The sequence below is a fragment of the Aeromonas sp. DNRA1 genome, from assembly GCF_963888745.1.
In the GTDB taxonomy this organism is placed as follows: Bacteria; Pseudomonadota; Gammaproteobacteria; order Enterobacterales; family Aeromonadaceae; genus Aeromonas; species Aeromonas hydrophila.
Window position 1 is genome coordinate 53,016 of sequence record NZ_CAWPKQ010000001.1, and the last position, 23,038, is coordinate 76,053.

Here is a 23,038-nt window from a genome sequence, read left to right on the forward strand (position 1 = left end):
CAAGGGGGAGTTATGGCGCATTTTATCGACCGCAGGCTCAACGGCAAAAACAAAAGCGCTGTCAATCGGCAGCGCTTCATCCGCCGTTACAAGAAGCAGATCAAACAAGCGGTCTCTGATGCTGTCTCCAAGCGCAGCATTCAGGACGTAGACACAGGCGAGAGCATCAGCATCCCGACCAAGGATATCGGCGAGCCCCATTTCCATCAGGGGCAAGGCGGCAAACGGGAGATGGTGCATCCCGGCAATGACCAGTTCGTCTCCGGTGACAAGATTGACCGCCCCAAGGGAGGAGGTGGCGGTCAGGGCTCTGGTGAAGGGCAGGCTTCCAACCAGGGAGAAGGGGCGGACGACTTCGTATTCCAGATCTCCAAGGATGAGTACCTCGATCTGCTGTTTGAAGATCTCGAGCTGCCGCGGCTGCAGAAGACCCAGCTCAACCAGCTGATGGAAGTCAAAACCTACCGGGCGGGCTACACCTCCAACGGGGTGCCCGCCAACATCAACGTGGTGCGTTCGCTGCAAAATTCGCTGGCCCGTCGGATGGCGCTGCAGGCCGGCAAGAAACGCCAGCTGCATGAACTGGAAGATAGGCTGGCCCTGCTGGCGGCAGCACCCAACGAACATTTTGCCGAAATAGCCCAGCTCGAGAAGGAGATCAGGGAGCTGAAAAGACGGATCGACGCGGTCCCTTTCATCGACACCTTCGATCTCAAATTCAACAACTTCGTCAAGCGTCCCGTCCCCTCCAGCCAGGCGGTGATGTTCTGCCTGATGGACGTGTCGGGCTCCATGGATCAGGCCACCAAGGAGATGGCCAAGCGCTTCTACATCCTGCTCTATCTGTTCCTGAGCCGGACCTACAAAAACGTCGAGGTGGTCTATATCCGCCACCATACCCAGGCCAAGGAGGTGGACGAGCACGAGTTCTTCTACTCCCAGGAAACCGGTGGCACCATCGTCTCCAGCGCCCTCAAGATGATGAACGACATCATCAACGAGCGTTATCCTGCCCATCAGTGGAACATCTATGCGGCGCAAGCCTCCGATGGTGACAACTGGGCCGACGACTCGCCTCAATGCCGGGAGATCCTGGCGCGGGACATCATGCCGCGAGTGCGGTACTACTCCTATATCGAGATCACCACCCGTGCCCACCAGACGCTGTGGCACGAATATGAATCGGTCGCCAGCGAGTTCCCCCACTTCGCGATGGAACACATTCGCAAGGTAGAGGATATCTACCCGGTATTCCGGGAGCTGTTCAAGAAGCAAGCGGCGTGAGGGAGGTCATATGGTAGAAACCGCAAGAAAAGTCGCACCGCTGGACGATGGCCCGGACTGGAACTTCGACCTGCTGGACATTTACCATCAGGAGATAGCTCGGGTCGCCAAGTTCTATCGACTGGATACCTACCCCAACCAGATCGAGGTAATCACAGCAGAGCAGATGATGGATGCCTACTCCAGCGTCGGCATGCCCATCGGTTATCAGCACTGGTCATTCGGCAAGCGCTTTATTCACACCGAGCGCAACTACAAACGTGGCCAGATGGGGCTGGCCTACGAGATCGTCATCAACTCGGATCCCTGCATCGCCTATCTGATGGAGGAGAACACCATGCCGATGCAGGCACTGGTGATGGCCCACGCCTGTTACGGCCACAACTCCTTCTTTAAGAACAACTATCTGTTCAAGACCTGGACCGATGCCTCCTCCATCATCGACTATCTGCTGTTTGCCAAGAACTACATCACCGAGTGTGAAGAGAAACACGGCATCGATGCGGTGGAAAAGCTGCTCGATTCCTGCCATGCCTTGATGAACTTCGGGGTCGATCGCTACAAGCGGCCCCAGAAGATCTCGCTGGCCGAAGAGAAGCGCCGCCAGAAGGCACGGGAAGACTATCTGCAAACCCAGGTCAACGAGCTGTGGCGAACCCTGCCCAAGCAGCACAAAGCCTCCGGGGTGGAAGACAGACGCTACCCGGCTGAACCACAGGAGAACATTCTCTATTTCATCGAGAAGAATGCCCCTCTGCTGGAGCCCTGGCAGCGCGAGATAGTGCGCATCGTGCGCAAGATCAGTCAGTACTTCTATCCGCAAAAGCAGACCCAGGTGATGAACGAAGGGTGGGCCACCTTCTGGCACTACACCATCCTCAATCACCTCTATGACGAGGGCAAGATCAGCGATCGCTTCATGATTGAGGTGCTGCACAGCCACACCAACGTGGTCTACCAGCCCCCCTACAACAGCCGCTACTACTCGGGGATCAACCCCTACGCCCTCGGCTTTGCCATGTTTACCGATCTGCGCCGCATCTGCGAGAACCCGACCGAGGAGGACAGATACTGGTTCCCCGATTACGCCGGCAGCAACTGGGTCGATACACTGCATTTCGCCATGCAGAACTTCAAGGATGAAAGCTTCATCAGCCAGTTCCTCAGCCCCAAGGTGATGCGCGACATGAAGCTGTTCGCCATTGATGACGACGATCTGAAGAACTATCTCAAGGTCTCCGCCATCCACAATGACGAGGGTTACCGCCAGGTGCGCAATACCCTGTCAGCCCAATACAACCTGAGCAACCTGGAGCCCAACATTCAGGTATTCAACGTGGCGGTGAAAGGCGATCGCTCGCTGACGCTGCGCTATGTACCGCACAACCGGATCCCGCTGGGTGACTCCCGTCACGAGGTGCTCAAGCATCTGCACCAGTTGTGGGGATTCGATGTGGTGCTGGAACAGGATAATGGTGAACTGCCTGCCGATATCATCGGGCGTTGCCCGGAGAAGAAACAGGCTTGAGCAGCCAGCCATCCACCATAAAAAAACGCGCCATTCGGCGCGTTTTTCTTGCATCAGAATCAGATCAGTTATCGCACAGATTGCTCGGCATGTCCTGACGCAGACGGGTCCACAACTTGCCTGACTCGATGCCGTACTGACGCACCGTCATGAACACGGCCTCGTGATTCTTGGTCTCGGCCAGATTCAGCAAGGTCTTGTAGTAGGCATCGGCTGCTTCGCGGGCCTGCTTGTCGGAGAAATAGTAACGACCAACCCGGCTATACAACCCCTTGAAGCCGTTGAGGATCAAGGCGTAAATCGGGTTACCGGAGGCAAAGGAGAGCTGGTGGTGCAGACGATAATCAAACTCGGCATACGCTTCCGGGGAATTTTCTACCGCGTCGGCACCGCGCAGGATCTCGGCGGCTTGCTCCGGATTGTTGCGGATCGCGCCACGAATGAAGATGGTGCAGATGTTGGTGCGCGCCGACAGCAGCTGGGCCACCAGATCCGGCACCTTGTCCTGATCCAGCCTGGCCAGGGTCTCCAGAATGTTGAGCCCAGAGGTCTCCCAGAAATTGTTCACCTTGGTCGGTTTGCCATGCTGAATGGTGAGCCAGCCATCACGTGCCAGACGCTGCAGCACTTCACGCAAGGTGGTTCGAGTCACGCCAATCAGCTCGGACAGCTCACGCTCGGCCGGCAAGATGGATCCTGGAGGAAAGCGATTGTTCCAGATGGACTCGATGATATATTCCTCGGCAAACCCTGCAGGGCTCTGCGCTTTTATGACCATGTAGTGACTCTGTTGTAGTACGTAAAAAGGCTCACGAATAATAGCAAAGCAGGGAGGGCTGGCAAGCAGAAGGTCGGTCCTCTGCTCACATAAGCAGGTCATTTTGTTAAAAATATGTATTGAATCCTGCGATGGGTGTCAGCCAACCCCATTGATTGACGATAAAACGGCCAATCTCGTGGGCAAGGCCGACTATGTTATTTATAGTTAATGCACTTTTTGATTAAAATCATGAGGAATCAATCTGATAAGGGACAACATCCGGATGTTCTGGTCGAGCCTGTCTTGACTGCATAGACGCAGATACCAACCACAACACAGAGACCCATTATTATGCCAATCAGCTTAGGGCAAGCCTTTGCCAGGAACTTTCTGGGCAATGCGCCCCAGTGGTACAAGGCCGCTATTCTTCTATTCCTGCTGATCAACCCGATCGCCTTCTACCTCGATCCCTTCATCGCCGGCTGGCTGCTGGTCGTCGAGTTCATCTTCACGCTGGCCATGGCGCTCAAGTGCTATCCGCTGCAACCCGGTGGCCTGCTGGCCATCGAAGCCGTGTTGATCGGCATGACCTCAGCCGAGCAGGTCAAGCATGAGCTGGTGGCCAATATCGAGGTACTGCTGCTGCTGGTCTTCATGGTGGCCGGCATCTATTTCATGAAGCAGCTGCTGCTCTATGTGTTTACCAAGCTGCTGATCCGGATCCACTCCAAGACCCTGCTTTCATTGGCATTTTGTCTGGTCTCCGCCTTCCTGTCAGCCTTCCTCGACGCCCTCACCGTGATCGCCGTGGTGATCAGCGTCGCCACCGGTTTCTACGCCATCTATCACAAGGTCTCCTCCGGCAAGGAGTTCGGCAACCCGCACGATCACACCGATGATGATGCCGTCAACGAACTCAATCGCCAACATCTGGATGACTTTCGCGCCTTCCTGCGCAGCCTGATGATGCATGCCGCCATCGGTACCGCCCTCGGCGGTGTCTGCACTCTGGTGGGAGAACCGCAGAACCTGATCATCGGCGAACAGGCGGGCTGGAACTTCGGCGAGTTTGCCATTCGCATGTCTCCGGTCACGGTGCCGGTATTTATCTGCGGCCTGCTCACCTGCATTCTGGTCGAGAAGTGCCGCTGGTTCGGCTACGGCGCCAAGCTGCCGGACGCAGTACGCCGCATCATGGAGGATTACAACCGCTATGAAGAGGCCGGACGTACCCCCCAGGACAAGGCCAAGCTCATCGTGCAAGCAGCAATCGCCCTCTGGCTGATCCTGGGGCTGGCCATGCACCTGGCCGCGGTGGGCCTCATCGGCCTGTCGGTCATCGTGCTGGCCACCTCGCTCACCGGCATCACCGAAGAGCACTCCCTCGGCAAGGCATTCCAGGAGGCGCTGCCCTTTACCGCCCTGCTGGCCGTCTTCTTCAGCGTGGTCGCTGTCATCATCGACCAGCAGCTGTTCAAGCCGGTGATCCAGTGGGTGCTGGCCGCCGAGCCGGACGCCCAGCTTGCGCTCTTCTATCTGGCCAACGGCCTGCTCTCCATGGTCAGTGACAACGTCTTCGTCGGTACCGTCTACATCAACGAGGTGAAGACGGCGCTGCTCAACAACGCCATCAGCCGCGAACAGTTTGAGCTGCTGGCCGTGGCCATCAACACCGGGACCAACCTGCCGTCGGTGGCTACTCCCAACGGCCAGGCCGCCTTCCTGTTCATGTTGACCTCGGCGCTGGCACCGCTGCTGCGCCTCTCCTACGGGCGCATGGTGTGGATGGCGCTGCCCTATACCCTGGTGCTGGGGCTGGTGGGTTTCTTCTCGGTGGAGATGCTGCTCGGGCCGCTCACCGACTGGTTCTATCAGGCTGGCTGGCTGGTACTCGACAACGCCGCGCCGGCGGTGCTGCCCGCCCTGCATTGATTCCATAAGGGCCCATGCGGGCCCTTTCCTTTTGGCCCCTGCTCTGCTCTAATTCAGCCACTGTTTTTTCTGTGAGATCAACCAGATGATCGAGTTTCTGCGCCGTATTGCCGCCCATCGCCTGGCCTGGAGTCTGCTTGCAGCCTCTGCCCTGTTCCTCGAGTTGAGCGCCCTCTTCTTCCAGCATGTGCTGGGCCTGCACCCCTGCGTCATGTGCGTCTATGAGCGGATCGCCACGCTGGGAGTCCTCACCGCAGGGCTGCTCGGCATGGTGGCGCCGCAGAAATGGTACGTGCGCTGGAGCGCTCTGCTGCTGTGGGGCTCCAGTGCCTTCTGGGGCCTGAAACTGGCGCTCAAGCATGTGGATTATCAGGTCAATCCCTCCCCCTTCAACGTCTGCGAAGGCTTTGTCGACTTCCCGAGCTGGGCGCCGCTGGATCAGTGGATCCCCTGGATGTTCTATCCGGATGGCGATTGCAGCGAGGTCACCTGGCAGTTCCTGAGCTTCTCCATGCCTCAGTGGCTGGTGGCCATCTTCGCCGCCTACCTGCTGGTGTTCGTCGTGGTGGCCATCGGCAATCTGGTCAAGGGACGCTGCTGCAGCTAAGCCCGATAGCAGTACATAAAAAGGAAGGGAGCCACTGGCTCCCTTCCTTTTTATGTCATTCGGCTTCATCAGCCAGGCGGCAGGGTGCTCAGGAAGCCGCCTTGCTGGCATTCATTCTGGCCTTCACCATGCCGATCACCATGGGCAGCAGCGAAATGCCGATGATGCCGAAGATGAGCAGGGTAAAATTCTGACGCACCACCGGCAGATTGCCGAAGAAGTGGCCCGCATAGACGAATGAAAGGACCCACAATAGACCGCCCACCAGATTGAACGCCAGGAAGCGCGGATAGGTCATGGCACCCATGCCCGCCACGAAGGGTGCGAAGGTGCGCACGATGGGCAGGAAGCGGGTGATGATGATGGTTTTGCCGCCATGCTTGGCGTAGAAGGCATGAGTCTTGTCCAGGTAATCCCGCCGGAAGATTTTGGAGTCAGGATTGCGGAACAGCTGCTCGCCGAAGAAGTGACCTATGGTGTAGTTCACCACGTTGCCGAGTACCGCGGCGATGATCAGCACGGCGGCCAGGGTATGCACATCCAGCACGCTACCCACGGTGAGCGCACCGGCGGCAAACAGCAGGGAGTCACCCGGCAGGAAGGGGGTCACCACCAGTCCGGTCTCGCAGAAGATGATCAGAAACAGGATGGCGTAAACCCAGATGCCGTAGTTTTCAAACAGCTCTTTCAAGTGCACGTCAACGTGCAGAATAAAGTCGATTGCAAAGAGGATCAGATCCATTTTTCCATACTCGTAAAGTGAACGGCGTGGAGTCTACGCCAATGCCAGTCGGCCCACAATCGCTGGGCCGGCCTCTTTTTAAGCCCGCAACCCCCTCAGCCAAATGAAACCGTTTTTCCTGCTGCATCGCCCGCCCAGGCTTATTCATCAAGCGGGAAAATGGTGCCAGAGACAGTAACTTACTGCTTTACCTCCAGCTCGTGGCGCACCTGCGGCGGCAGGCAACGCTCCCAACCCCACAGCAGAATAAGTAGCAGGGTCGCATCGTCGAGCCAGCCAACGAATGGCACCACATCGGGGATGAGATCCAGCGGGCTGATGCCGTAGAGCAGGACCAGGATCACCAGCCCCCTGGCCCACCAGGGGGTATCGGGGTGACGCAAACCCCGATAGAGGCGGCGCAGACGCCGCCAGATCAGCCAGCGTCGGGCACCCGGCAAGGCACTCAACTCTCGATCAACTCGTTGCGCAGCCGCTGGATCTGGTCTCGCAGCGCAGCCGCCTGCTCGAACTCCAGATCCCGTGCATGCTGGAACATCTGCTCTTCCATCCGCTTGATCTCCTTGCTGATCTCGCTGGCGGAACGAGCATGGTACTCCCCTTGTGGCTCGGCGGCCTTGCGGCTGCCCCGCCCGCTCTTGCCTGCACTGCGACTGCCTCCCATGTCCATCACATCTCCCACCGACTTGTTGAGCCCCGTCGGGGTGATGCCATGTTCCTGGTTGTGGGCGTGCTGCAGGGCGCGGCGCCGCTCAGTCTCTTCGATCGCCACCTGCATGGAGTTGGTGATGGTATCCCCGTAGAGAATGACCTTGCCGTTGAGGTTGCGCGCCGCCCGGCCAATGGTCTGGATAAGGGAGCGGGTGGAGCGCAGGAAACCCTCTTTATCTGCATCCAGGATCGCCACCAACGAGACCTCCGGCATATCGAGCCCCTCCCGCAACAGGTTGATCCCCACCAGCACGTCGAACTTGCCAAGGCGCAGATCGCGAATGATCTCCACCCGCTCGACGGTGTCGATGTCGGAGTGCAGATAACGCACCCGCACCTCGTGATCCGCCAGGTATTCGGTCAGATCCTCCGCCATCCGCTTGGTGAGGGTGGTGACCAGCACCCGCTCCTCCACCGCCACCCGCTTGCGGATCTCGGAGAGCAGGTCGTCCACCTGGGTGGTGACCGGACGCACCTCGATCTCGGGGTCGAGCAGACCGGTGGGGCGCACCACCTGCTGCACCACATCGCCGCCGGACTTCTCCAGCTCGTAGGGGCCAGGGGTGGCAGAGACAAACACCGTCTGCGGCATCAGCGCCTCGAACTCGTCGAACTTGAGCGGCCGGTTGTCGAGCGCCGAGGGGAGCCGGAAGCCGTACTCCACCAGGGTCTCCTTGCGGGATCTGTCCCCTTTGAACATGGCGCCGATCTGCGGCACCGTGACGTGGGATTCGTCGATGATGAGCAGGCCATCCCCAGGCAGATAGTCAAACAGGGTGGGCGGCGGCTCGCCGGGCGCACGGCCGGAGAGGTAGCGGCTGTAGTTTTCGATGCCGGAGCAGTAGCCCAGCTCCTGCATCATCTCGATGTCGAACTGGGTACGCTGGCTGATGCGCTGCTCCTCCACCAGCTTGCCCAGCGACAACAGCTGCTCACGGCGGCTCTTGAGCTCCTCCTTGATGTGCTCGATGGCCCCCAGAATGGTCTCGCGCGGGGTGGCATAGTGGGTCTTGGGATAGATGGTGTAGCGCACCACCGTCTGCTCGATGGCGCCGGTCAGCGGATCGAACAGGGAGAGGCGCTCCACCTCCTCGTCAAACAGCTCCACCCGCAGGGCCAGCTTGTCCGATTCAGCGGGGTAGATGTCGATCACCTCCCCCCGCACCCGGAAGGTGCCGCGCTGGAAGGCCATGTCGTTGCGGGTGTACTGCAGCTCCGCGAGGCGGCGCAGGATATCCCGCTGATTGATCAGGTCCCCGACTTTCAGGTGCAGCATCATGCTGAGGTAGGCTTGCGGGTCTCCCAGACCGTAGATGGCCGACACCGAGGCGACGATCACCACGTCGCGGCGCTCCAGCAGTGCCTTGGTGGCCGACAGCCGCATCTGCTCGATGTGATCGTTGATGGAGGCATCCTTCTCGATGAAGGTGTCGGTGGTCGGCACATAGGCTTCCGGCTGGTAGTAGTCGTAGTAGGAGACGAAATACTCCACCGAGTTGTCGGGGAAGAACTCCTTCATCTCGCCATAGAGCTGGGCCGCCAGGGTCTTGTTGGGAGCCAGGATCATGGTAGGGCGATTGAGGGTGGCGATGACGTTGGCCATGGTGAAGGTCTTGCCCGAGCCGGTCACCCCGAGCAGGGTCTGATGGGCAAGGCCGGATTCGATGCCATCGAGCAGCTGGGCGATGGCCCTTGGCTGATCCCCGGCGGGTTGAAACTGGCTGGCCAGCTGGAATAACTTGCTCATGACGACTCCCGGCAAAAAAACGCAAGAGCAGAAGTGTACTCCGAGATGGGGTGGGCTGGGTATCCACTCTGCCGGAAGAAGCGGCTATTGACCTCGAAATACGACCTCTGTATGATGCTCCTCCTTGCCTGATGTTCCCCCGTAGTTCAGTCGGTAGAACGGCGGACTGTTAATCCGTATGTCACTGGTTCAAGTCCAGTCGGGGGAGCCAATCTCCTCACCATCTCGGTGCAAGTTATCCACTTTAGTGCTTTCCTCTGCCAATTTTAATGCACAAGCCGCATCCCGCGGTGACGCCTCCCTTTTGATTCCGCATCCGCCCCGGCAGCGTTTTGTTCTGCTGCGCCTAACTATTTGATTTTTATAGAAACAATTTATCTCAGGTATTTTTTGAACAGTCCTTGCAACCCAGTATTGGCGCGGGATACAGCCTGATCACCAAGTTTCATGAACAGGGTTATCCACAGATTCTGTGGGTAAGTAGAGCAAAGCCAATGACGGCCTAGGCTGGCAGGCCATTGCCAGCGACGGGCGATGTTTTTCCCTGACGACCTGATTTTCTGCTGTTTTTGGTCACCCCCTTGAATGGGTTGCCATCGCCACCGACAGATGCCTTTTGCAGATATCTTTTCGCCATCCCGCACAACATGGGTCACTCCCTCTCGACACCCACCGATCAGCTCCCGGACTCATGCCACCCCCTTCAGTCAGATGTGCTGAAAAACCAGGAAACAGCCCTGCCAAACAGCAGAGAATAAATTTTCAAGCAGAGCGGAAAGACGAGGATCACAGATAGCAGGAATCACTAATTGACAGCGGGGCTGGCAGAGGGAAATAGAGGTCATCACCAGACCCGCCCCGCAGTTTCCCTCACACAGGCGGGCAGCGTGGCGGGTTAGTGCCGATTAATCCTCCTTTGACGCTTCTTTATTGGTGAGGGATCCGGCACAATATCGGCCCCACTTTTTTCCTCGGTTTTTCCGGGCATGACCATAGATTTTGTGACACTGCTACATCAAAGCGACTCCCTGCTGCTGTTCGTGGTACTGGCCTTTGGCCTGCTGCTCGGTAAAGTCAGGTTCGGCAACTTCCAGATCGGCAACACCATCGGCGTGCTGTTTACCGCCCTGCTGTTCGGCCAGATGGGTTTTGAATTCACCGCCACCACGGAGAATGTCGGCTTCATGCTGTTCATCTTCTGCGTGGGGATAGAAGCGGGGCCGCACTTCTTCAGCGTCTTCCTGCGTGACGGCATCCACTACATCACTCTCACCCTGGTGATCCTGCTGACCGCCCTCTTCCTCACCGTGGGGCTGGCCAAGTTCTTCAACCTGGGGCCGGGCATGGCGGCCGGCATCCTGGCCGGCTCGCTCACCTCGACCCCGGCGCTGGTGGGCGCGCAGGATGCCCTGCGCAGCGGCCTGCTCAACCTGCCCCATCAGACCGACATGCAGTCGGTGCTCGACAACATGGGTATCGGCTATGCGTTGACCTATCTGGTGGGGCTGGTCGGCCTGATGCTGGTGGTGCGCTACCTGCCTTCGCTGGCACGGCTCGACCTCAACACCGAGGCGCAGAAGATCGCCCGCGAGCGCGGCCTCTCCGACAACGAGAGCCGCAAGACCTACCTGCCCATCATCCGTGCCTACCGGGTCGGCCCAGAGCTGGCGGCCTGGATCGGCGGCCGCACCCTGCGCGAGACCGGCATCTACCCCCACACCGGCTGCTACGTGGAGCGGATCCGCCGCAACGGCATTCTGGCGAGCCCGGATGGCGACGCCGTCATTCAGGAAGGGGACGAGATCGCCCTGGTGGGTTACCCCGAGAGCCACGAGAAGCTCGATGTCAACTACCGCAACGGCAAGGAGGTGTTCGACCGCAACCTGCTTGACCTGCAGATCGTCACCGAAGAGATAGTGGTGAAAAACGATGCGGTGGTGGGTCGCCATCTGGTGGAACTCAACCTCACCGAGAAGGGCTGCTTCCTCAACCGGGTGGTGCGCTCCCAGATAGAGATGCCGTTCGATCGCAACATCATGCTGCAAAAGGGCGACGTACTGCAGATCAGCGGCGAGAAGCAGCGAGTCAAGCTGCTGGCCAACAAGATCGGCTTCATCAGCATCCACAGCCAGACCACGGATCTGGTGGCCTTCACCACCTTCTTCGTGCTGGGGCTGCTGATAGGCTCCGTCTCCCTGGTGTTCGGCCAGCTGGAGTTCGGGCTGGGCAACGCCGTCGGCCTGCTGCTAGCGGGGATCCTGATGGGCTACCTGCGCGCCAACCACCCCACGGTCGGCTACGTGCCGCCGGGCGCCCTGCGCCTGGCCAAGGATCTCGGCCTGGCGGTGTTCATGGTGAGCACCGGCCTCAAAGCCGGCGGCGGCATTCTGGATCACCTGAGCCAGGTCGGTGCCGTGGTGCTCTTCTCCGGCATGCTGGTGACCACCCTGCCGGTGCTGGTGGGTTACCTGTTCGGGGTCTGGGTGTTAAAGATGAACCCGGCCCTGCTGCTCGGCGCCATCACGGGGGCCCGCACCTGCGCCCCAGCCATGGACGTGGTGAACGAGGCGGCCAACAGCTCCATCCCGGCGCTCGGCTATGCCGGCACCTATGCGGTGGCCAACGTCATGCTGACCCTAGCGGGCTCCTTCATCATCGGCTTCTGGTTCTAGCGCCGACGGTCTAGCACCAAGTACACCAACTCAAGGGGAGCCGTTATGGCTCCCCTTTTCGTTCATGCCTCTCTCCTTTTCGCCTAAGCCCCATCGCCTCGCCCCCGCCGGATAGGGCCTATCGTGCTGTGTGCCCCTCACCGACCAAACCCAATGAGCTAAAGCGCCCGCCCCATACCGCTTACACTCAATGAAACACACGAGGGCATCGTCATGATACAGTTATGGATCCTTCTGGGCTGGCTGCTGTGCGGCCCACTGCAGGCCGCCACTGCAGCGCAAACCTCCCCCGCAGAGGCGGCTGACTCCGAGCCGGCCGCCCTGGCCTTCAGCAGCGACCAGCTGGCCCAGCCCCTGCTTGGCGATCTCGATGCCATGCTGGCACGGCGCACCATCCGGGTGCTCACCACCTACAACAAGACCGGCTATTTCATCTACAAGGGGGTGCAGCGGGGCGTCACCTACGACGCCTTCATCGAGGTGGAGAAGCGGCTCAACGAGCAGTTGCGCAAGCAAAAGAGCCTCAAGCGCCATCTCAAGCTGCACATGGTCTTCATTCCGGTAGCGCGCGAGGCCCTGCTGGAAGCCCTCATCGCGGGCAAGGGCGACATCGCCGCCGCCAACCTCACCATCACCGAGCGGCGCAAATTGCAGGGGGTGCTCTTTACCGACCCTCTGCTGGAGAACGTGCGGGAGTTGCTCATCTCGGGGCCGGCCTCCCCCAAGGTGGAGAGCGCCACCGATCTGGCCGGCCAACGGGTCTATGTGCGCCCCTCCTCCAGCTACTTCGAGAGCCTCACGGCCTACAACCAGGCCCGCAAGGCGGCGGGAGAGCCGCTTGTCGACATCCAGCCGGCCCCGGAGGCGCTGGAGGATGAAGATCTGGTGGAGATGGTCAATGCCGGCCTGCTGCCCTTCATCGTCATAGACGAACACAAGGCCCGGTTCTGGCAGAAGATCTTCCCCGCCATCCGCATCCATGAGCAGCCAGTGTTCCGGCAAGGGGGGGTCATCGCCTGGGCGGTGCGCAAGGAGAGCCCACAGCTGCTGGCCATGCTCAATGAACAGATAGCCGCCCTGCGCGGCAAACACAGCAGCGACGCCATCCTGGCCCGCTATCTCAAGCAGAACAAGTTCGTCAAGAGCGCCGCCGCCGATGCCGAGCGCCAGAAGTTTCTGCAGGTGGTGGATCTGTTTCGCGAATATGGCGAGAAATACGAGGTGGACTGGCTGCTGATGGCGGCCCAGGGCTATCAGGAGTCGGCCCTCAATCACAAGGCGCGCAGCCACGTCGGCGCCATCGGCATCATGCAGATCATGCCCGCCACCGGCAAGGGGCTCAAAGTGGGCGACATCCGCCAGCTCGAGCCCAACATCCACGGCGGCGTCAAATACATGCGCTGGATGATCGACCACTACTATGCAGACGAGCCCATGACAGCCCTCGACAAGGCACTCTTCTCGTTTGCTTCCTACAACGCCGGCCCCGCCCGGGTGGCACGACTGCGCACCGAGGCCAAGAAACGGGGGCTGGATCCCAACGTCTGGTTTCACAACGTCGAGTACGTGGCGGCGGAGAAGATTGGGCCCGAAACCGTCACCTACGTCGGCAACATCTACAAGTACTACATCGCCTACAAGCTGGTGATGGAGCAGTTGCAGCGCAGGCAGCAGGCGACCGAGGCCATCAAGCAGCAGGGCCCCGGTGGCGACCAGGTCTCCGCCGCGTCCGCATCACAGGGATAAGCCAACCCGTCATCCGCGAGGCTCCCCGTCTGACGGGGAGCCTCGCGCCTTTTCAGCCGCTGCCACGATGCGAACCAGGCCCCCTTCAGCCCCACCATGGCCCAACCTCGCCCTGCCGTGACCAGAATGAACACAATGGCCACAACAGCCTTAATAGCCATTACGGTCAGATTGTTTGCTGACCAAACACGATTAATTAACCTTCCTGCAACAATCACAAGGAGTACACCATGTTGCAAGGAACCCTCAAACGTACGTTGCTCTGCTGCCTGCTGGGTGCCAGCCTCGGCGCCCAGGCCAAGATCGACGAAATCCACTTCCTCATTCCGGGCGGCGCCGGCGGCGGCTGGGACAGCACCGCCCGCGGCACCGGCGAGGCATTGACCAAATCCGGCCTCATCACCACCGCCTCCTACCAGAACATCTCGGCCGGTGGCGGTGCCAAGGCCATCGCTCACCTGATCGAGACCTCGGCCCAGTCCGACAAGACCCTGATGGTCAACTCCACCCCCATCATCGTCAAATCCCTCTCCAAGGAGCTGCCGCAATCGTTCCGGGATCTCACCCCGGTGGCCGCCATCATCGCCGACTACCAGGCGCTGGCAGTGCCGCTGGACTCCCCCTATCAGAGCTGGCCCCAACTGCTGGCCGCCTATCAGAAGAACCCCGCCAAGGTGAAGATTGCCGGCGGTTCCGCCCGTGGCAGTCTGGATCATCTGGTGGCGGCCATGACCTTCAAGAATGCCGGGGCCGATGCCGGCAAGCTACGCTACGTGGCCTATGACGCCGGTGGCAGCGCCATGGCGGCGGTGCTGGCAGGAGAAACCCAGGTGCTCTCCACCGGCTTTGGCGAGGCGATGGAGGCGGTCAAGTCGGGCCAGATGCGGATCCTCGGCATGACGGCCCCGACCCGGATGCCGGATGCGAGCGAGGTGCCCACCTTCAGCGAGCAGGGCAACCCCACTGTCTTTGCCAACTGGCGCGGCTATTTCGCCTCCCCCGCCGTCAGCGCCGACAAGTCGGCCGAATTCGCCGCCCTGCTCAAGCAGATGTATGACAAGCCGGAGTGGGAGACGGTCCGCGCCCGCAACAACTGGACCAATCTCTATCAGGCCGGCCCCGAGTTCACCGCCTTTCTGATCCAGCAGGAGCAGCAGATCGGCGGCCTGATGCGCGAACTCGGCTTCATCAAGTAATCCCATTGTCGGCGGGCCTGACCCGCCCATCGGAGTCATCCCATGCATTTGACCAAGGAGCGACTCGGGGGGCTGCTGTTTTTGCTGCTCTCCCTCGCCTACGGCTATCACGCCACCCAGATCCCCGGCTACCCCGGGGACGAATATGAACCCTTTACCGCCAGCACCCTGCCCTATGCCCTGGCTGGCGCCGGCGCCCTGCTCTCCCTGCTGCTGATCTGCTTTCCGGGCGGCGAGCGGCTGCAACGGGAGAGCGGCAACTGGCGGCTGGTGTTCGCCCTGCTGCTGCTGATGCTGGCCTACGGCCTGGCCCTTGGCTGGCTCGGCTTTCTGGTCGCTACCACCCTGTTTCTCATCAGCGGGATCCGGCTGATGGGCGAGCAGAGCCGCGCCTTCGCCTGCAAGGTGAGCCTGCCGTTCACCCTCATCTTCTGGGCCCTGCTCACCAAGGGGCTCAACGTCTACCTCGAGCCGGGCCGGCTGTTCACCCAGTTGCTGGGATAAGGAGAACTCATGTTAGACGGCATTCTGCAAGGACTGGGCACCGCCATGATGCCCATCAACATCTTCATGGTGATCGTCGGCTGTTTCGTCGGCACCTTCATCGGCATGCTGCCGGGCCTTGGGCCCGTCACCGCCATCGCCCTGATGATCCCCATCACCTACGGGCTGGATCCCGCCTCCGGCATCATTTTGATGGCCGGGGTCTATTACGGCTCCATGTTCGGCGGCTCCACCTCCTCCATCCTGATCAACACCCCGGGCTGCTCCGCCAGCATGATCACCGCCATCGACGGCTATCCGCTGGCCTGCAAGGGGCAGGCGGGCAAGGCGCTGGCCATCGCAGCCTACGCCTCCTTCACCGGCGGCACCCTGTCTGCCATCTTCCTGATGGTGGCGGCGCCGCTGCTGGCCAATGTCTCCCTCTCGTTCCAGTCGGCGGACTACTTCGCCCTCATGGTGCTGGGGCTCTCGGCGGTGGCGGCCTTTGCCGGCAAGGGCCAGGTGCTCAAGGCGCTGATCATGGCGCTGTTCGGCATCATGCTCTCCACCGTCGGCATCGACCGCAGCGTCGGGGTGGACAGATTCACCTTCGGCCTCCCGGACTTGCGCGACGGCTTCTCCTTCCTGCTGCTGGCCATGGCCACCTTCGCCCTGGCGGAGATCCTGATGACGGTGCTGCGCCCGGGCAAGGACACCAGCAAGGAGGAAGCACGCAAGATCCAGCAGCTCGGCTCCCTCAAGCTGAGCAGGGACGAGGTCAAAGAGATAGCGCCCCCCATCGCCCGCTCCTCGGTGATGGGTTTCCTCATCGGCGTGCTGCCGGGGGCCGGTGCCACCATCGCCTCCTTCATGGCCTATGGCGCCGAGCGCAACTTCGCCAGCAAGCGCAGGCAGGAGGAGTTCGGCAAGGGCAGCCTGACCGGCATCGCCGCCCCGGAGGCGGCCAACAACGCCGCCTCCAGCGGGGCTTTCGTGCCGCTGCTGACCCTGGGGATCCCGGGCTCCGGCACCACGGCGCTGATGCTGGGGGCCCTCATCGCCTACGGCATCCAGCCGGGCCCGCGCCTGTTCATGGAGCACCCGGACGTGTTCTGGTCGGTGATCATCTCCATGTATCTGGGCAACGTGGTGCTCTTGATCCTCAACCTGCCGCTCATCCCTTATCTTGCCAAGATCCTGCAGGTGCCACGCCCCGTGCTCATCCCCATGGTGCTGCTGTTTTCGCTGATCGGGGTCTATCTGGTCTCTTTCAACACCATGGACATCTATGTGATGGCGCTGGTGGCGCTGATCGCCATCGGCCTGCGCCTGCTGGACTTCCCCATGGCGCCCATGCTGCTCGGCTTCATTCTGGGGGGCATGCTGGAGGACAACCTGCGCCGGGCCCTGGTGATCAACGACGGATCCCTGAGCTTCCTGTGGGAGCGCCCCATCACCCTCGCCTTTACGCTGATCACCCTGGTGATGCTGCTGTTGCCGGTGTGGCAGTGGTGGCAGGCGCGCCGCGCACCGGCCGCCACACTGCAATCCGAGCCGAGCTGAGTTGGCAGATCCCACACAGCAAAAGAGCGCCGGCAGGCGCTCTTTTTATTGGCAAGACGAGATGGGTGGCTATCCCGCTCGGGGCTGGCGATAACGTCGCTCCGGCCGGCCCACGGTGCCGTACTCCAGCTCCGGGCTCGCCAGCTGCTGGCCCACCAGAAACTCCAGATAGCGGCGCGCCGTGGTACGGCTCACTCCGACCCGGCCGCCGATCTCCTCGGCGCTGGCTCCCTGCGATCCCAGCGCCGCCAGCACCCGCTGCAGGGTGAGCCCGTCGATCCCCTTGGGCAGGCCACTCGCCGCCACCTGCTGCAACGGTGTCCCCAGCAGGGCGTCCACCACCTGCTGATCGATGTCGGCCAGCGCCGCCAGGGCGGCGCGGCTCTGGCAATATTTGTCGAGGGTGTCGCGCAGCCGCTCGAACACCACGGGCTTGAGGATGAAATCCACCACCCCGAGCCGCATCGCCTCCTGCAGGGCACCGGCCTCCCGCGCCGCGGTGAGCAGTATCACGTCGAGGGAAGCCCCCGCCTGGCGCAGCTCCCGCAGCAGGGCAAAGCCCTCACCATCGGGCAGCCAGACGTCCAGCAGCACCAGATCGGGCTTGAGGATCTCTATCTGCTCTCTGGCATCGAACAGGGTGAGCGCCACCCCCAGCACCTCGAACCCCGCCAGCCGCTGCACGAAGCGGCGGTGGATCTCGGCAATGGCCGGGTCATCCTCGACGATCAGGATCTTGATCACTCACACCTCCTTGGGAATGTAACAGACGACGCAACTCCCCTGCGTCGTGGCTTCGATGGTGATCTGCCCCTGCAGGGCATCCAGGGTCTTGCGCACCAGCGCGAGGCCGATGCCGTGATCCGGCTCCACCTTGCTGCTGACGCCCCGCTCGAACAGGCGATCCGCCAGCGCGGGATCGATCCCCCCCGCCCCGTCTTCCACCTCCAGGATCAGATCCTGGCCAAGATCGCTCAACGCCACCCGCACCGGCTGGTAGGGGGCACCGTGGCGACGGGTCGCTTCGAAGGCATTGTCGATGAGATTGCCCAGCACCGTCACCAGCTGGGAGCCGCTGACGCGAAGGGGAATGTCGTGCAGGCGGGAATCCGGGTCCACCTCCAGCACCAGCCCCAGCTCGTGAGCCCTGTGGTATTTGCCGAGCAGCAGGCCGGCCACCTTGGGCTTGGCGATGGCGCTCATCAGGAAGCTCAGCAGGCTCTGCTCGGTGGCCGCCTCCCGCCCGATGAAGGCAAGCGCCTCGCGGGTGGCCCCGAGCTCGATGAGCCCGGCGATGGTGCCGAGCTGATTGTGGTGTTCGTGGGTCTGCACCCGCAGCAGATCGCTGTAGGCCTGCACCTGAGAGAGCTGGGCACTCAGTTCGGCTAGCTCGTCCTTGCGCCGAAAGCTCGACACCGCGCCGATCAGCTTGCCATCGCGCACCAGCGGCAACCGGTTGACGATGAGGGACTGGCCGTTGAGCACTATCTCCTCGTCAAACTGGGGGCGCGGATCCTGAATGAGGGAGAGCATGCGACTCTCCGGCAGCAGCCGGGTGACGGGCTGGCCGATGGCGGCCCGGGCCGTCTGCTCGTCAAGGCGCAGCAGGCGGATGCCATTGGGATTGAGGGAGGTGAGCCGGCCCTGCTCGTCGATGGTGAGGATCCCCTCGCGCACGCTGCGCAGGGTGCAGTCGAGTTCGGCATAGAGGCGGCCGATCTGCTCGGGCTCAAAGCCAAGGATGGCACGTTTGTAACGGCGGGCCAGCCAGGCGGCGGCCAGGCTGTTGAGCAGCACGATGAGCAGGGTCATGGCGAGGCCGAAGCGCAGAAAACCCTGCAGATCCGCCTCGATATCCCGCACCAGATAACCGACCGAGACCACCCCGATGATCTGGCCGAGCTCATCGCGGATGGGGCTCTTGCCGCGCACCGAGACCCCAAGGGACCCTTGCGCGCGGGAGATGTAGGCCTCCCCCTGCAGCGCCCGCTTCGGATCATCCCCCATCATGGGTTGGCCGATGCGATCCGCATTGGGGTGCACTAGCCGGCGCGCGTCTTTATCGCCGATGACGATGTAGCTGGCACCGACCTCGGCGCGGATCCGCTCCACCAGCACATTGAGACGAGCAGTGTCGGCCCGCTTCACCCCGGCCAGCACGCCCGGCTCACGGGCCACCAGCCGCGCCACGTCGAGGGCTTGATCCCCCACCTCGCGGTAGCGCTGCTCGGACACATAGTAGTAACTGGCCCCGCTCAGCAGCACCAGCTGCAGCAGACTGACCAGACAGAGCATGAGGAGGATGCGTCCTTGCAACCCCAGCTTCATGCCTCCTTGTCGCCTCGCAACAAGTCGAGCAGCAGGCTGCCGTCGCGCAGGGCCTTGTGCACCTGCACCGAGGTGGGCTTGGTGGGATCTTCGTAGAAGTGGGTGGATTCAATCTGCAGCCGCACCAGGTATTCGGCCGGCAATTGGCTTGCCAGGGACTGGTGCAGCATGGGGAACAGCAGCCGATCAGCGCGGGTGATTTCACCCCCCAGCAGCAGCTTGCCCGGATTGAGCAGGCAGATGAGGTTGGAGAGTACCCGGGAGAGCCGCCCCGCCGCCTGATGGAGGATGTCCTGGCAGAGGCTGTTGCCCGCCAGCGCCAGCTCGCACAGCTCGCGAATGGTGACGCTCTCGGGCAGATCGTACTCCTGCATCCGCTCGCGCAGATCCCGATACTGGGCTTCGAGCGCCTGATTGGTCACCAGCGTGCAGGCACAGCCAAAGCCGCCGCAATAACAGCGCTGACCGTAAGGTTCGAGCTGCAAATGGCTGAGATCGCCGAGCAGGGCTGACTCGCTCTCGATGAGCTGGCCGTTGACCACCATGCCGACCCCGATGTCGTTGTGCACAAACACCAGCACCGCATCGGCGCAGTTCTTGGCGGCCCCCCACTCGCGCTCGGCCTGGATCCAGGTGCGCACGTCGCCGCTGACCAGCACGGGGACCGCGAAGGCCTCCTGCAGGGTGGGACCGAGCGGCCAGTTGCGCAGATCGTAGAAGGGAAAGTGCTTGACCATGCCGGAGTGGCGCTCAACCTGCCCCGGCAGGCAGAGGGCGATGCAGGCGAGGCGCAGCGCCTTCTTGGGCAAGAAGCCCTCGATGGCCCGCACCAGGCTGGCCAGCAGGTCGGCGCGCTCCCCTTCGCTGAAGACATGGCGATGACGGGCAAGCGAGCGGCCGGCCAGATCGAACAGCGCCATGTCCACATAGCCGCGGCCAAGGCGCATGGAGAGAAACTGGAAGCGGCGCTCGTTGATGCGCAGCAGGGTCTGGCGGCGACCGCGCCCCACCGAGCTCTCGCCACAGGTGACCACCAGACCGCCGTCGAGCAATTCGCGGGTGATCTTGGTGATGCTGGCAGGCGAGAGGCCGGTCAAGCGGGAGAGATCGGTACGGGACAGCTCCTTGTGCTCCTCCAGGCTGGCGTAGACCAGGCCATAGTTGAGCTGACGGATCAAATCGATACTGCCTTTCACGATCTCATTCATAGGGTACGGGGCAAGTGCTGACACAGAGGGGGGCAATTTTCACATATTATTGGTCAATCCCCAAATAAAGTGCGGCCTGAACCGGGGTTCAGGCCGCATCTTGTGAGGGACATCCCCCTCTTGTCATCCCATCAGTAGCGGAACTGGGAGACCAGCTTGCGCAGTTTGTCGCCGGTGCTGGCGAGATCGCGAGTGGTGCTGTTGGACTCGACCGCCGCGTCGGTCAGCTCGCTGACGATCTGCTGAATGGCCACCAAGTTCTTGTTGATCTCCTCTGAGACTGCGTGCTGCTCCTCGGCGGCAGTGGCTATCTGGATGTTCATGTCGTTGATGGTGCTGACCGCCATCACCATGCTGTCGAGGGAAGTGGCGATGTGGCTCGCCTCCTGCACCGTCTCCTTGCTGCGCTCTTCGCTCGCCTGCATCACGTCCACCGCCTGCTTCACCCCACCCTGCAGGCGCTGCAGCATCTCGTTGATCTCCTTGGTGCTCTGCTGGGTGCGACCAGCCAGCGAACGAACTTCGTCCGCCACCACCGCAAAGCCGCGCCCCTGCTCGCCGGCCCGGGCCGCCTCGATGGCGGCGTTGAGCGCCAGCAGGTTGGTCTGCTCGGCAATGCCGCGAATAACCTCCACCACGGACCCTATCTTGGCGGTCTCCTGCGCCAGCTGCTCGATGACCCCGGAAGCGGTGTGCACCTCGCCCACCAGCCGGTTGATGCTGTTGATGGCGGTGCCCACCACGCCGCGAGCGGCATCGGATTCGCGCGCCGCATCGCTGGTGGCGGTGGCCGCGTTGGAGGCACTGGCCGCCACTTCCTGGGCGGTGGAGCTCATCTCGGTCACCGCGGTGACCACCTGATCGGTCTCCCGGCTGTGACCGTGCATCTGATGGTCATAGTGCTCGCTCAGGTGGTGCAGCTTCTCCACCGCGCTGAACAGATGATTGCTGGTCTCCCCCACCTGGCTCACTACCGACTGGATCCGCGTCACGAAGCGATTGAAGGCAGTGGCCAGCTGACCAATCTCATCATGGCTCTGCACCTTGAGGCGCTGGGTCAGATCCCCCTCCCCGTCGGCGATGTCGTTGAGGGCCGAGACCGCATCCGCCAGCGGCCGGGTGACCCGGTTGCCGATCACCACGGTGGCGGCCAGGGTCACCCCCAGGATCACCAGGATCAGCAGCACGCTGCTCTGCAGCGAGTCACGCATGTTGCTCTCACGCTCGGTGCGCAGCACCGCCAGCTCATTGTCGATGTCGTCGATATAGAAGCCGGTGCCGATGACCCACTGATATTTGTCGAGCACCAGGTTGAAGGAGAGCTTGGGTGCATCCCGGCCGATGGAGGGCTTGGCGGTCCAGTATTCGGAGAAGCCGTCCCCCTGGCGCGCCGCCTTGACGATCTCCTGGATCAGCAGCTTGCCCTTGGCATCCTTGTCCTGCCAGCGGTTCTTGCCTTCCATCTCGGGGCGGGTCGGCAGCAGTATGGTGTTGCCCTGAAAGTCGTAGACGAAGAAGTAGCCGTCACTGCTGTAGCGCAGCGGCCGCAGCAGTTCGGTCACCTGCTTGCGCACCGCCGGGCTGTCCGGCTGGTTGTAGACGGCATCGATGGCGGTCTTGGCCAGCATCAGGTAGCTGCTGAGCAACGCCTTGCGATCCTTGATGGCATTTTCTCGCGCCACCACCAGATCGGCTTCCAGGTCACTCTTTGAAATCATGTAGTTGCTGAGATTGACCACCAGGGCCATCAGGAGCACGGGGACGGCTCCCAACAACAGAATTTTCTGCTTTAGCGTCATCTTTCACATCCTTGCAGCTATTTTTATGGGCGTTCCGTTCCTACCAGACCAGTATAGGATGCTGGTCGACGGGGACCCGCTTTCGCTACAATCCCCGCCCTCTATATCTATCGACTCTGATGACCAGACACATGAAAAAATGTCCTTGCGGTTCAACTCTTTCTCTCGAATTGTGCTGTGGATCACTGCACCGGGGAGCCGCCGCCCAGACCCCGGAGCAGCTGATGCGCTCGCGCTACAGCGCCTTCGTGCTGGGATTGGGGGAGTACCTGGTGCACAGCTGGCACCCTGACTATCTGGGGGATCTGACTGCAGAGCAGCTCTCCCAGACCGACACCCAATGGGACGGGCTCGAGATCATCGCCAGCCAGGGCGGCCCCGATGACCCCCTTGGCATGGTGGAGTTCAAGGCCTGGTTCATGGAGGGTGAGGAGCGCCACTGCCTGCATGAGCGCTCCCGCTTCGTGCGTCATCAGGGGCGCTGGGTCTACACCGACGGCGAGCAGGATCCGGCGCCGCTGCGGGTGGGGCGCAATGACCCCTGCCCCTGTGGCAGCGGCAAGAAGTTCAAGAAGTGCTGCGGCTGAGCGCCGTGACTCGTGTCGACAGAGGGGGCCCAGCGGCCCCCTCTGCTGTTGCTGGAGTGTGACAACAATCACGATTTGCTCATTAACACCCCTTAACTTGAGCGTTTGCGAACATTAACTTGGCCCATATCAAACATTTTCGCCC

At 61.5% G+C, this 23,038-nt stretch carries 18 protein-coding genes and 1 tRNA gene; 11 read left to right on the forward strand and 8 right to left on the reverse strand.

Annotation, left to right across the window (positions count from 1 at the left end):
- Positions 1–12 precede the first annotated feature (12 nt).
- Both AACQ43_RS00255 and AACQ43_RS00260 read left to right on the forward strand, forming a co-directional pair.
- Positions 13–1,284 (forward strand): YeaH/YhbH family protein, encoded by a 1,272-nt coding sequence (locus AACQ43_RS00255; protein WP_076360866.1) that lies wholly within the window; start codon positions 13–15, stop codon positions 1,282–1,284.
- Between the two features lie 10 nt (positions 1,285–1,294).
- Positions 1,295–2,812: a SpoVR family protein gene (locus AACQ43_RS00260; protein ID WP_076360867.1), complete on the forward strand. Its 1,518-nt coding sequence runs from the start codon at positions 1,295–1,297 to the stop codon at positions 2,810–2,812.
- A 64-nt stretch (positions 2,813–2,876) separates the two neighbouring features.
- Here AACQ43_RS00260 and fadR read toward each other — a convergent pair whose 3' ends face one another.
- The gene (gene fadR, locus AACQ43_RS00265; RefSeq protein ID WP_016350565.1) at positions 2,877–3,590 is read right to left on the reverse strand and encodes a fatty acid metabolism transcriptional regulator FadR; all 714 of its coding nucleotides are present in this window, start codon (positions 3,588–3,590) and stop codon (positions 2,877–2,879) included.
- Positions 3,591–3,923: 333 nt separating this feature from the next.
- Between fadR and nhaB the strand changes: the two genes are divergently transcribed.
- Positions 3,924–5,504 carry a Na(+)/H(+) antiporter NhaB gene (nhaB, locus tag AACQ43_RS00270; protein WP_168965312.1) on the forward strand — a complete coding sequence of 527 codons (1,581 nt, stop codon included), beginning with the start codon at positions 3,924–3,926 and terminating at the stop codon, positions 5,502–5,504.
- An 85-nt stretch (positions 5,505–5,589) separates the two neighbouring features.
- Positions 5,590–6,111 carry a disulfide bond formation protein DsbB gene (gene dsbB / locus AACQ43_RS00275; RefSeq protein ID WP_016350563.1) on the forward strand — a complete coding sequence of 174 codons (522 nt, stop codon included), beginning with the start codon at positions 5,590–5,592 and terminating at the stop codon, positions 6,109–6,111.
- Positions 6,112–6,199: 88 nt separating this feature from the next.
- On the opposite strand, the gene AACQ43_RS00280 is transcribed toward dsbB, so the two are convergent.
- The 3 genes from AACQ43_RS00280 to uvrB form a co-directional block, all read right to left on the reverse strand.
- Positions 6,200–6,853 (reverse strand): DedA family protein, encoded by a 654-nt coding sequence (locus AACQ43_RS00280; protein ID WP_011706279.1) that lies wholly within the window; start codon positions 6,851–6,853, stop codon positions 6,200–6,202.
- A 179-nt stretch (positions 6,854–7,032) separates the two neighbouring features.
- Entirely contained in the window at positions 7,033–7,302 is a 270-nt protein-coding gene (locus AACQ43_RS00285) for a YkvA family protein (protein WP_168965314.1), read from the reverse strand.
- Positions 7,299–9,311 (reverse strand): excinuclease ABC subunit UvrB, encoded by a 2,013-nt coding sequence (gene uvrB / locus AACQ43_RS00290; protein ID WP_029303152.1) that lies wholly within the window; start codon positions 9,309–9,311, stop codon positions 7,299–7,301. The genes AACQ43_RS00285 and uvrB overlap by 4 nt, the downstream gene beginning before the upstream one ends.
- A 135-nt stretch (positions 9,312–9,446) precedes the next feature.
- On the opposite strand from uvrB, the gene AACQ43_RS00295 reads away from it, so the two are divergent.
- The 6 genes from AACQ43_RS00295 to AACQ43_RS00320 all read left to right on the forward strand — a co-directional run bounded on the left by AACQ43_RS00295 (position 9,447) and on the right by AACQ43_RS00320 (position 16,971).
- A tRNA-Asn gene (locus AACQ43_RS00295) sits at positions 9,447–9,522 on the forward strand.
- 775 nt (positions 9,523–10,297) lie between these two features.
- Complete coding sequence (locus AACQ43_RS00300; protein ID WP_011706282.1) at positions 10,298–11,983, forward strand: aspartate:alanine antiporter; 1,686 nt, start codon at positions 10,298–10,300, stop codon at positions 11,981–11,983.
- A 213-nt stretch (positions 11,984–12,196) separates the two neighbouring features.
- The gene (locus AACQ43_RS00305; RefSeq protein WP_168965316.1) at positions 12,197–13,729 is read left to right on the forward strand and encodes a lytic transglycosylase F; all 1,533 of its coding nucleotides are present in this window, start codon (positions 12,197–12,199) and stop codon (positions 13,727–13,729) included.
- Positions 13,730–13,959: 230 nt separating this feature from the next.
- Complete coding sequence (locus AACQ43_RS00310) at positions 13,960–14,925, forward strand: tripartite tricarboxylate transporter substrate binding protein (protein WP_168965318.1); 966 nt, start codon at positions 13,960–13,962, stop codon at positions 14,923–14,925.
- 42 nt (positions 14,926–14,967) lie between these two features.
- Positions 14,968–15,429, forward strand: coding sequence for a tripartite tricarboxylate transporter TctB family protein (locus AACQ43_RS00315; protein WP_168965320.1), 462 nt, complete (start codon positions 14,968–14,970; stop codon positions 15,427–15,429).
- A 9-nt stretch (positions 15,430–15,438) separates the two neighbouring features.
- Positions 15,439–16,971, forward strand: a complete 1,533-nt coding sequence (locus tag AACQ43_RS00320) for a tripartite tricarboxylate transporter permease (protein ID WP_168965322.1) — start codon at positions 15,439–15,441, stop codon at positions 16,969–16,971.
- 69 nt (positions 16,972–17,040) lie between these two features.
- Here AACQ43_RS00320 and AACQ43_RS00325 read toward each other — a convergent pair whose 3' ends face one another.
- The 4 genes from AACQ43_RS00325 to AACQ43_RS00340 all read right to left on the reverse strand — a co-directional run bounded on the left by AACQ43_RS00325 (position 17,041) and on the right by AACQ43_RS00340 (position 22,306).
- Positions 17,041–17,715, reverse strand: a complete 675-nt coding sequence (locus tag AACQ43_RS00325; RefSeq protein WP_168965324.1) for a response regulator — start codon at positions 17,713–17,715, stop codon at positions 17,041–17,043.
- Positions 17,716–19,299 carry an ATP-binding protein gene (locus AACQ43_RS00330; protein ID WP_168965326.1) on the reverse strand — a complete coding sequence of 528 codons (1,584 nt, stop codon included), beginning with the start codon at positions 19,297–19,299 and terminating at the stop codon, positions 17,716–17,718.
- Entirely contained in the window at positions 19,296–20,507 is a 1,212-nt protein-coding gene (locus AACQ43_RS00335) for an ROK family transcriptional regulator (RefSeq protein ID WP_024944477.1), read from the reverse strand. The genes AACQ43_RS00330 and AACQ43_RS00335 overlap by 4 nt, the downstream gene beginning before the upstream one ends.
- Before the next feature lie 131 nt (positions 20,508–20,638).
- The gene (locus tag AACQ43_RS00340) at positions 20,639–22,306 is read right to left on the reverse strand and encodes a methyl-accepting chemotaxis protein (RefSeq protein WP_168965328.1); all 1,668 of its coding nucleotides are present in this window, start codon (positions 22,304–22,306) and stop codon (positions 20,639–20,641) included.
- Between the two features lie 131 nt (positions 22,307–22,437).
- Between AACQ43_RS00340 and AACQ43_RS00345 the strand changes: the two genes are divergently transcribed.
- A complete protein-coding gene (locus tag AACQ43_RS00345; protein ID WP_168965330.1) occupies positions 22,438–22,893 on the forward strand; it encodes a YchJ family protein in 456 nt (151 codons plus the stop codon).
- Positions 22,894–23,038 lie beyond the last annotated feature (145 nt).

Coding starts and splice junctions, on each gene's coding strand:
- AACQ43_RS00315 (WP_168965320.1), top strand. CDS start 14,968: ATGCATTTGACCAAGGAGCGACTCGGGGGGCTGCTGTTTTTGCTGCTC.
- AACQ43_RS00300 (WP_011706282.1), top strand. CDS start 10,298: ATGACCATAGATTTTGTGACACTGCTACATCAAAGCGACTCCCTGCTG.
- AACQ43_RS00320 (WP_168965322.1), top strand. CDS start 15,439: ATGTTAGACGGCATTCTGCAAGGACTGGGCACCGCCATGATGCCCATC.
- nhaB (WP_168965312.1), top strand. CDS start 3,924: ATGCCAATCAGCTTAGGGCAAGCCTTTGCCAGGAACTTTCTGGGCAAT.
- dsbB (WP_016350563.1), top strand. CDS start 5,590: ATGATCGAGTTTCTGCGCCGTATTGCCGCCCATCGCCTGGCCTGGAGT.
- AACQ43_RS00305 (WP_168965316.1), top strand. CDS start 12,197: ATGATACAGTTATGGATCCTTCTGGGCTGGCTGCTGTGCGGCCCACTG.
- AACQ43_RS00335 (WP_024944477.1), bottom strand. CDS start 20,507: ATGAATGAGATCGTGAAAGGCAGTATCGATTTGATCCGTCAGCTCAAC.
- fadR (WP_016350565.1), bottom strand. CDS start 3,590: ATGGTCATAAAAGCGCAGAGCCCTGCAGGGTTTGCCGAGGAATATATC.
- AACQ43_RS00340 (WP_168965328.1), bottom strand. CDS start 22,306: ATGACGCTAAAGCAGAAAATTCTGTTGTTGGGAGCCGTCCCCGTGCTC.
- AACQ43_RS00255 (WP_076360866.1), top strand. CDS start 13: ATGGCGCATTTTATCGACCGCAGGCTCAACGGCAAAAACAAAAGCGCT.
- AACQ43_RS00345 (WP_168965330.1), top strand. CDS start 22,438: ATGAAAAAATGTCCTTGCGGTTCAACTCTTTCTCTCGAATTGTGCTGT.
- uvrB (WP_029303152.1), bottom strand. CDS start 9,311: ATGAGCAAGTTATTCCAGCTGGCCAGCCAGTTTCAACCCGCCGGGGAT.
- AACQ43_RS00330 (WP_168965326.1), bottom strand. CDS start 19,299: ATGAAGCTGGGGTTGCAAGGACGCATCCTCCTCATGCTCTGTCTGGTC.
- AACQ43_RS00310 (WP_168965318.1), top strand. CDS start 13,960: ATGTTGCAAGGAACCCTCAAACGTACGTTGCTCTGCTGCCTGCTGGGT.
- AACQ43_RS00280 (WP_011706279.1), bottom strand. CDS start 6,853: ATGGATCTGATCCTCTTTGCAATCGACTTTATTCTGCACGTTGACGTG.
- AACQ43_RS00260 (WP_076360867.1), top strand. CDS start 1,295: ATGGTAGAAACCGCAAGAAAAGTCGCACCGCTGGACGATGGCCCGGAC.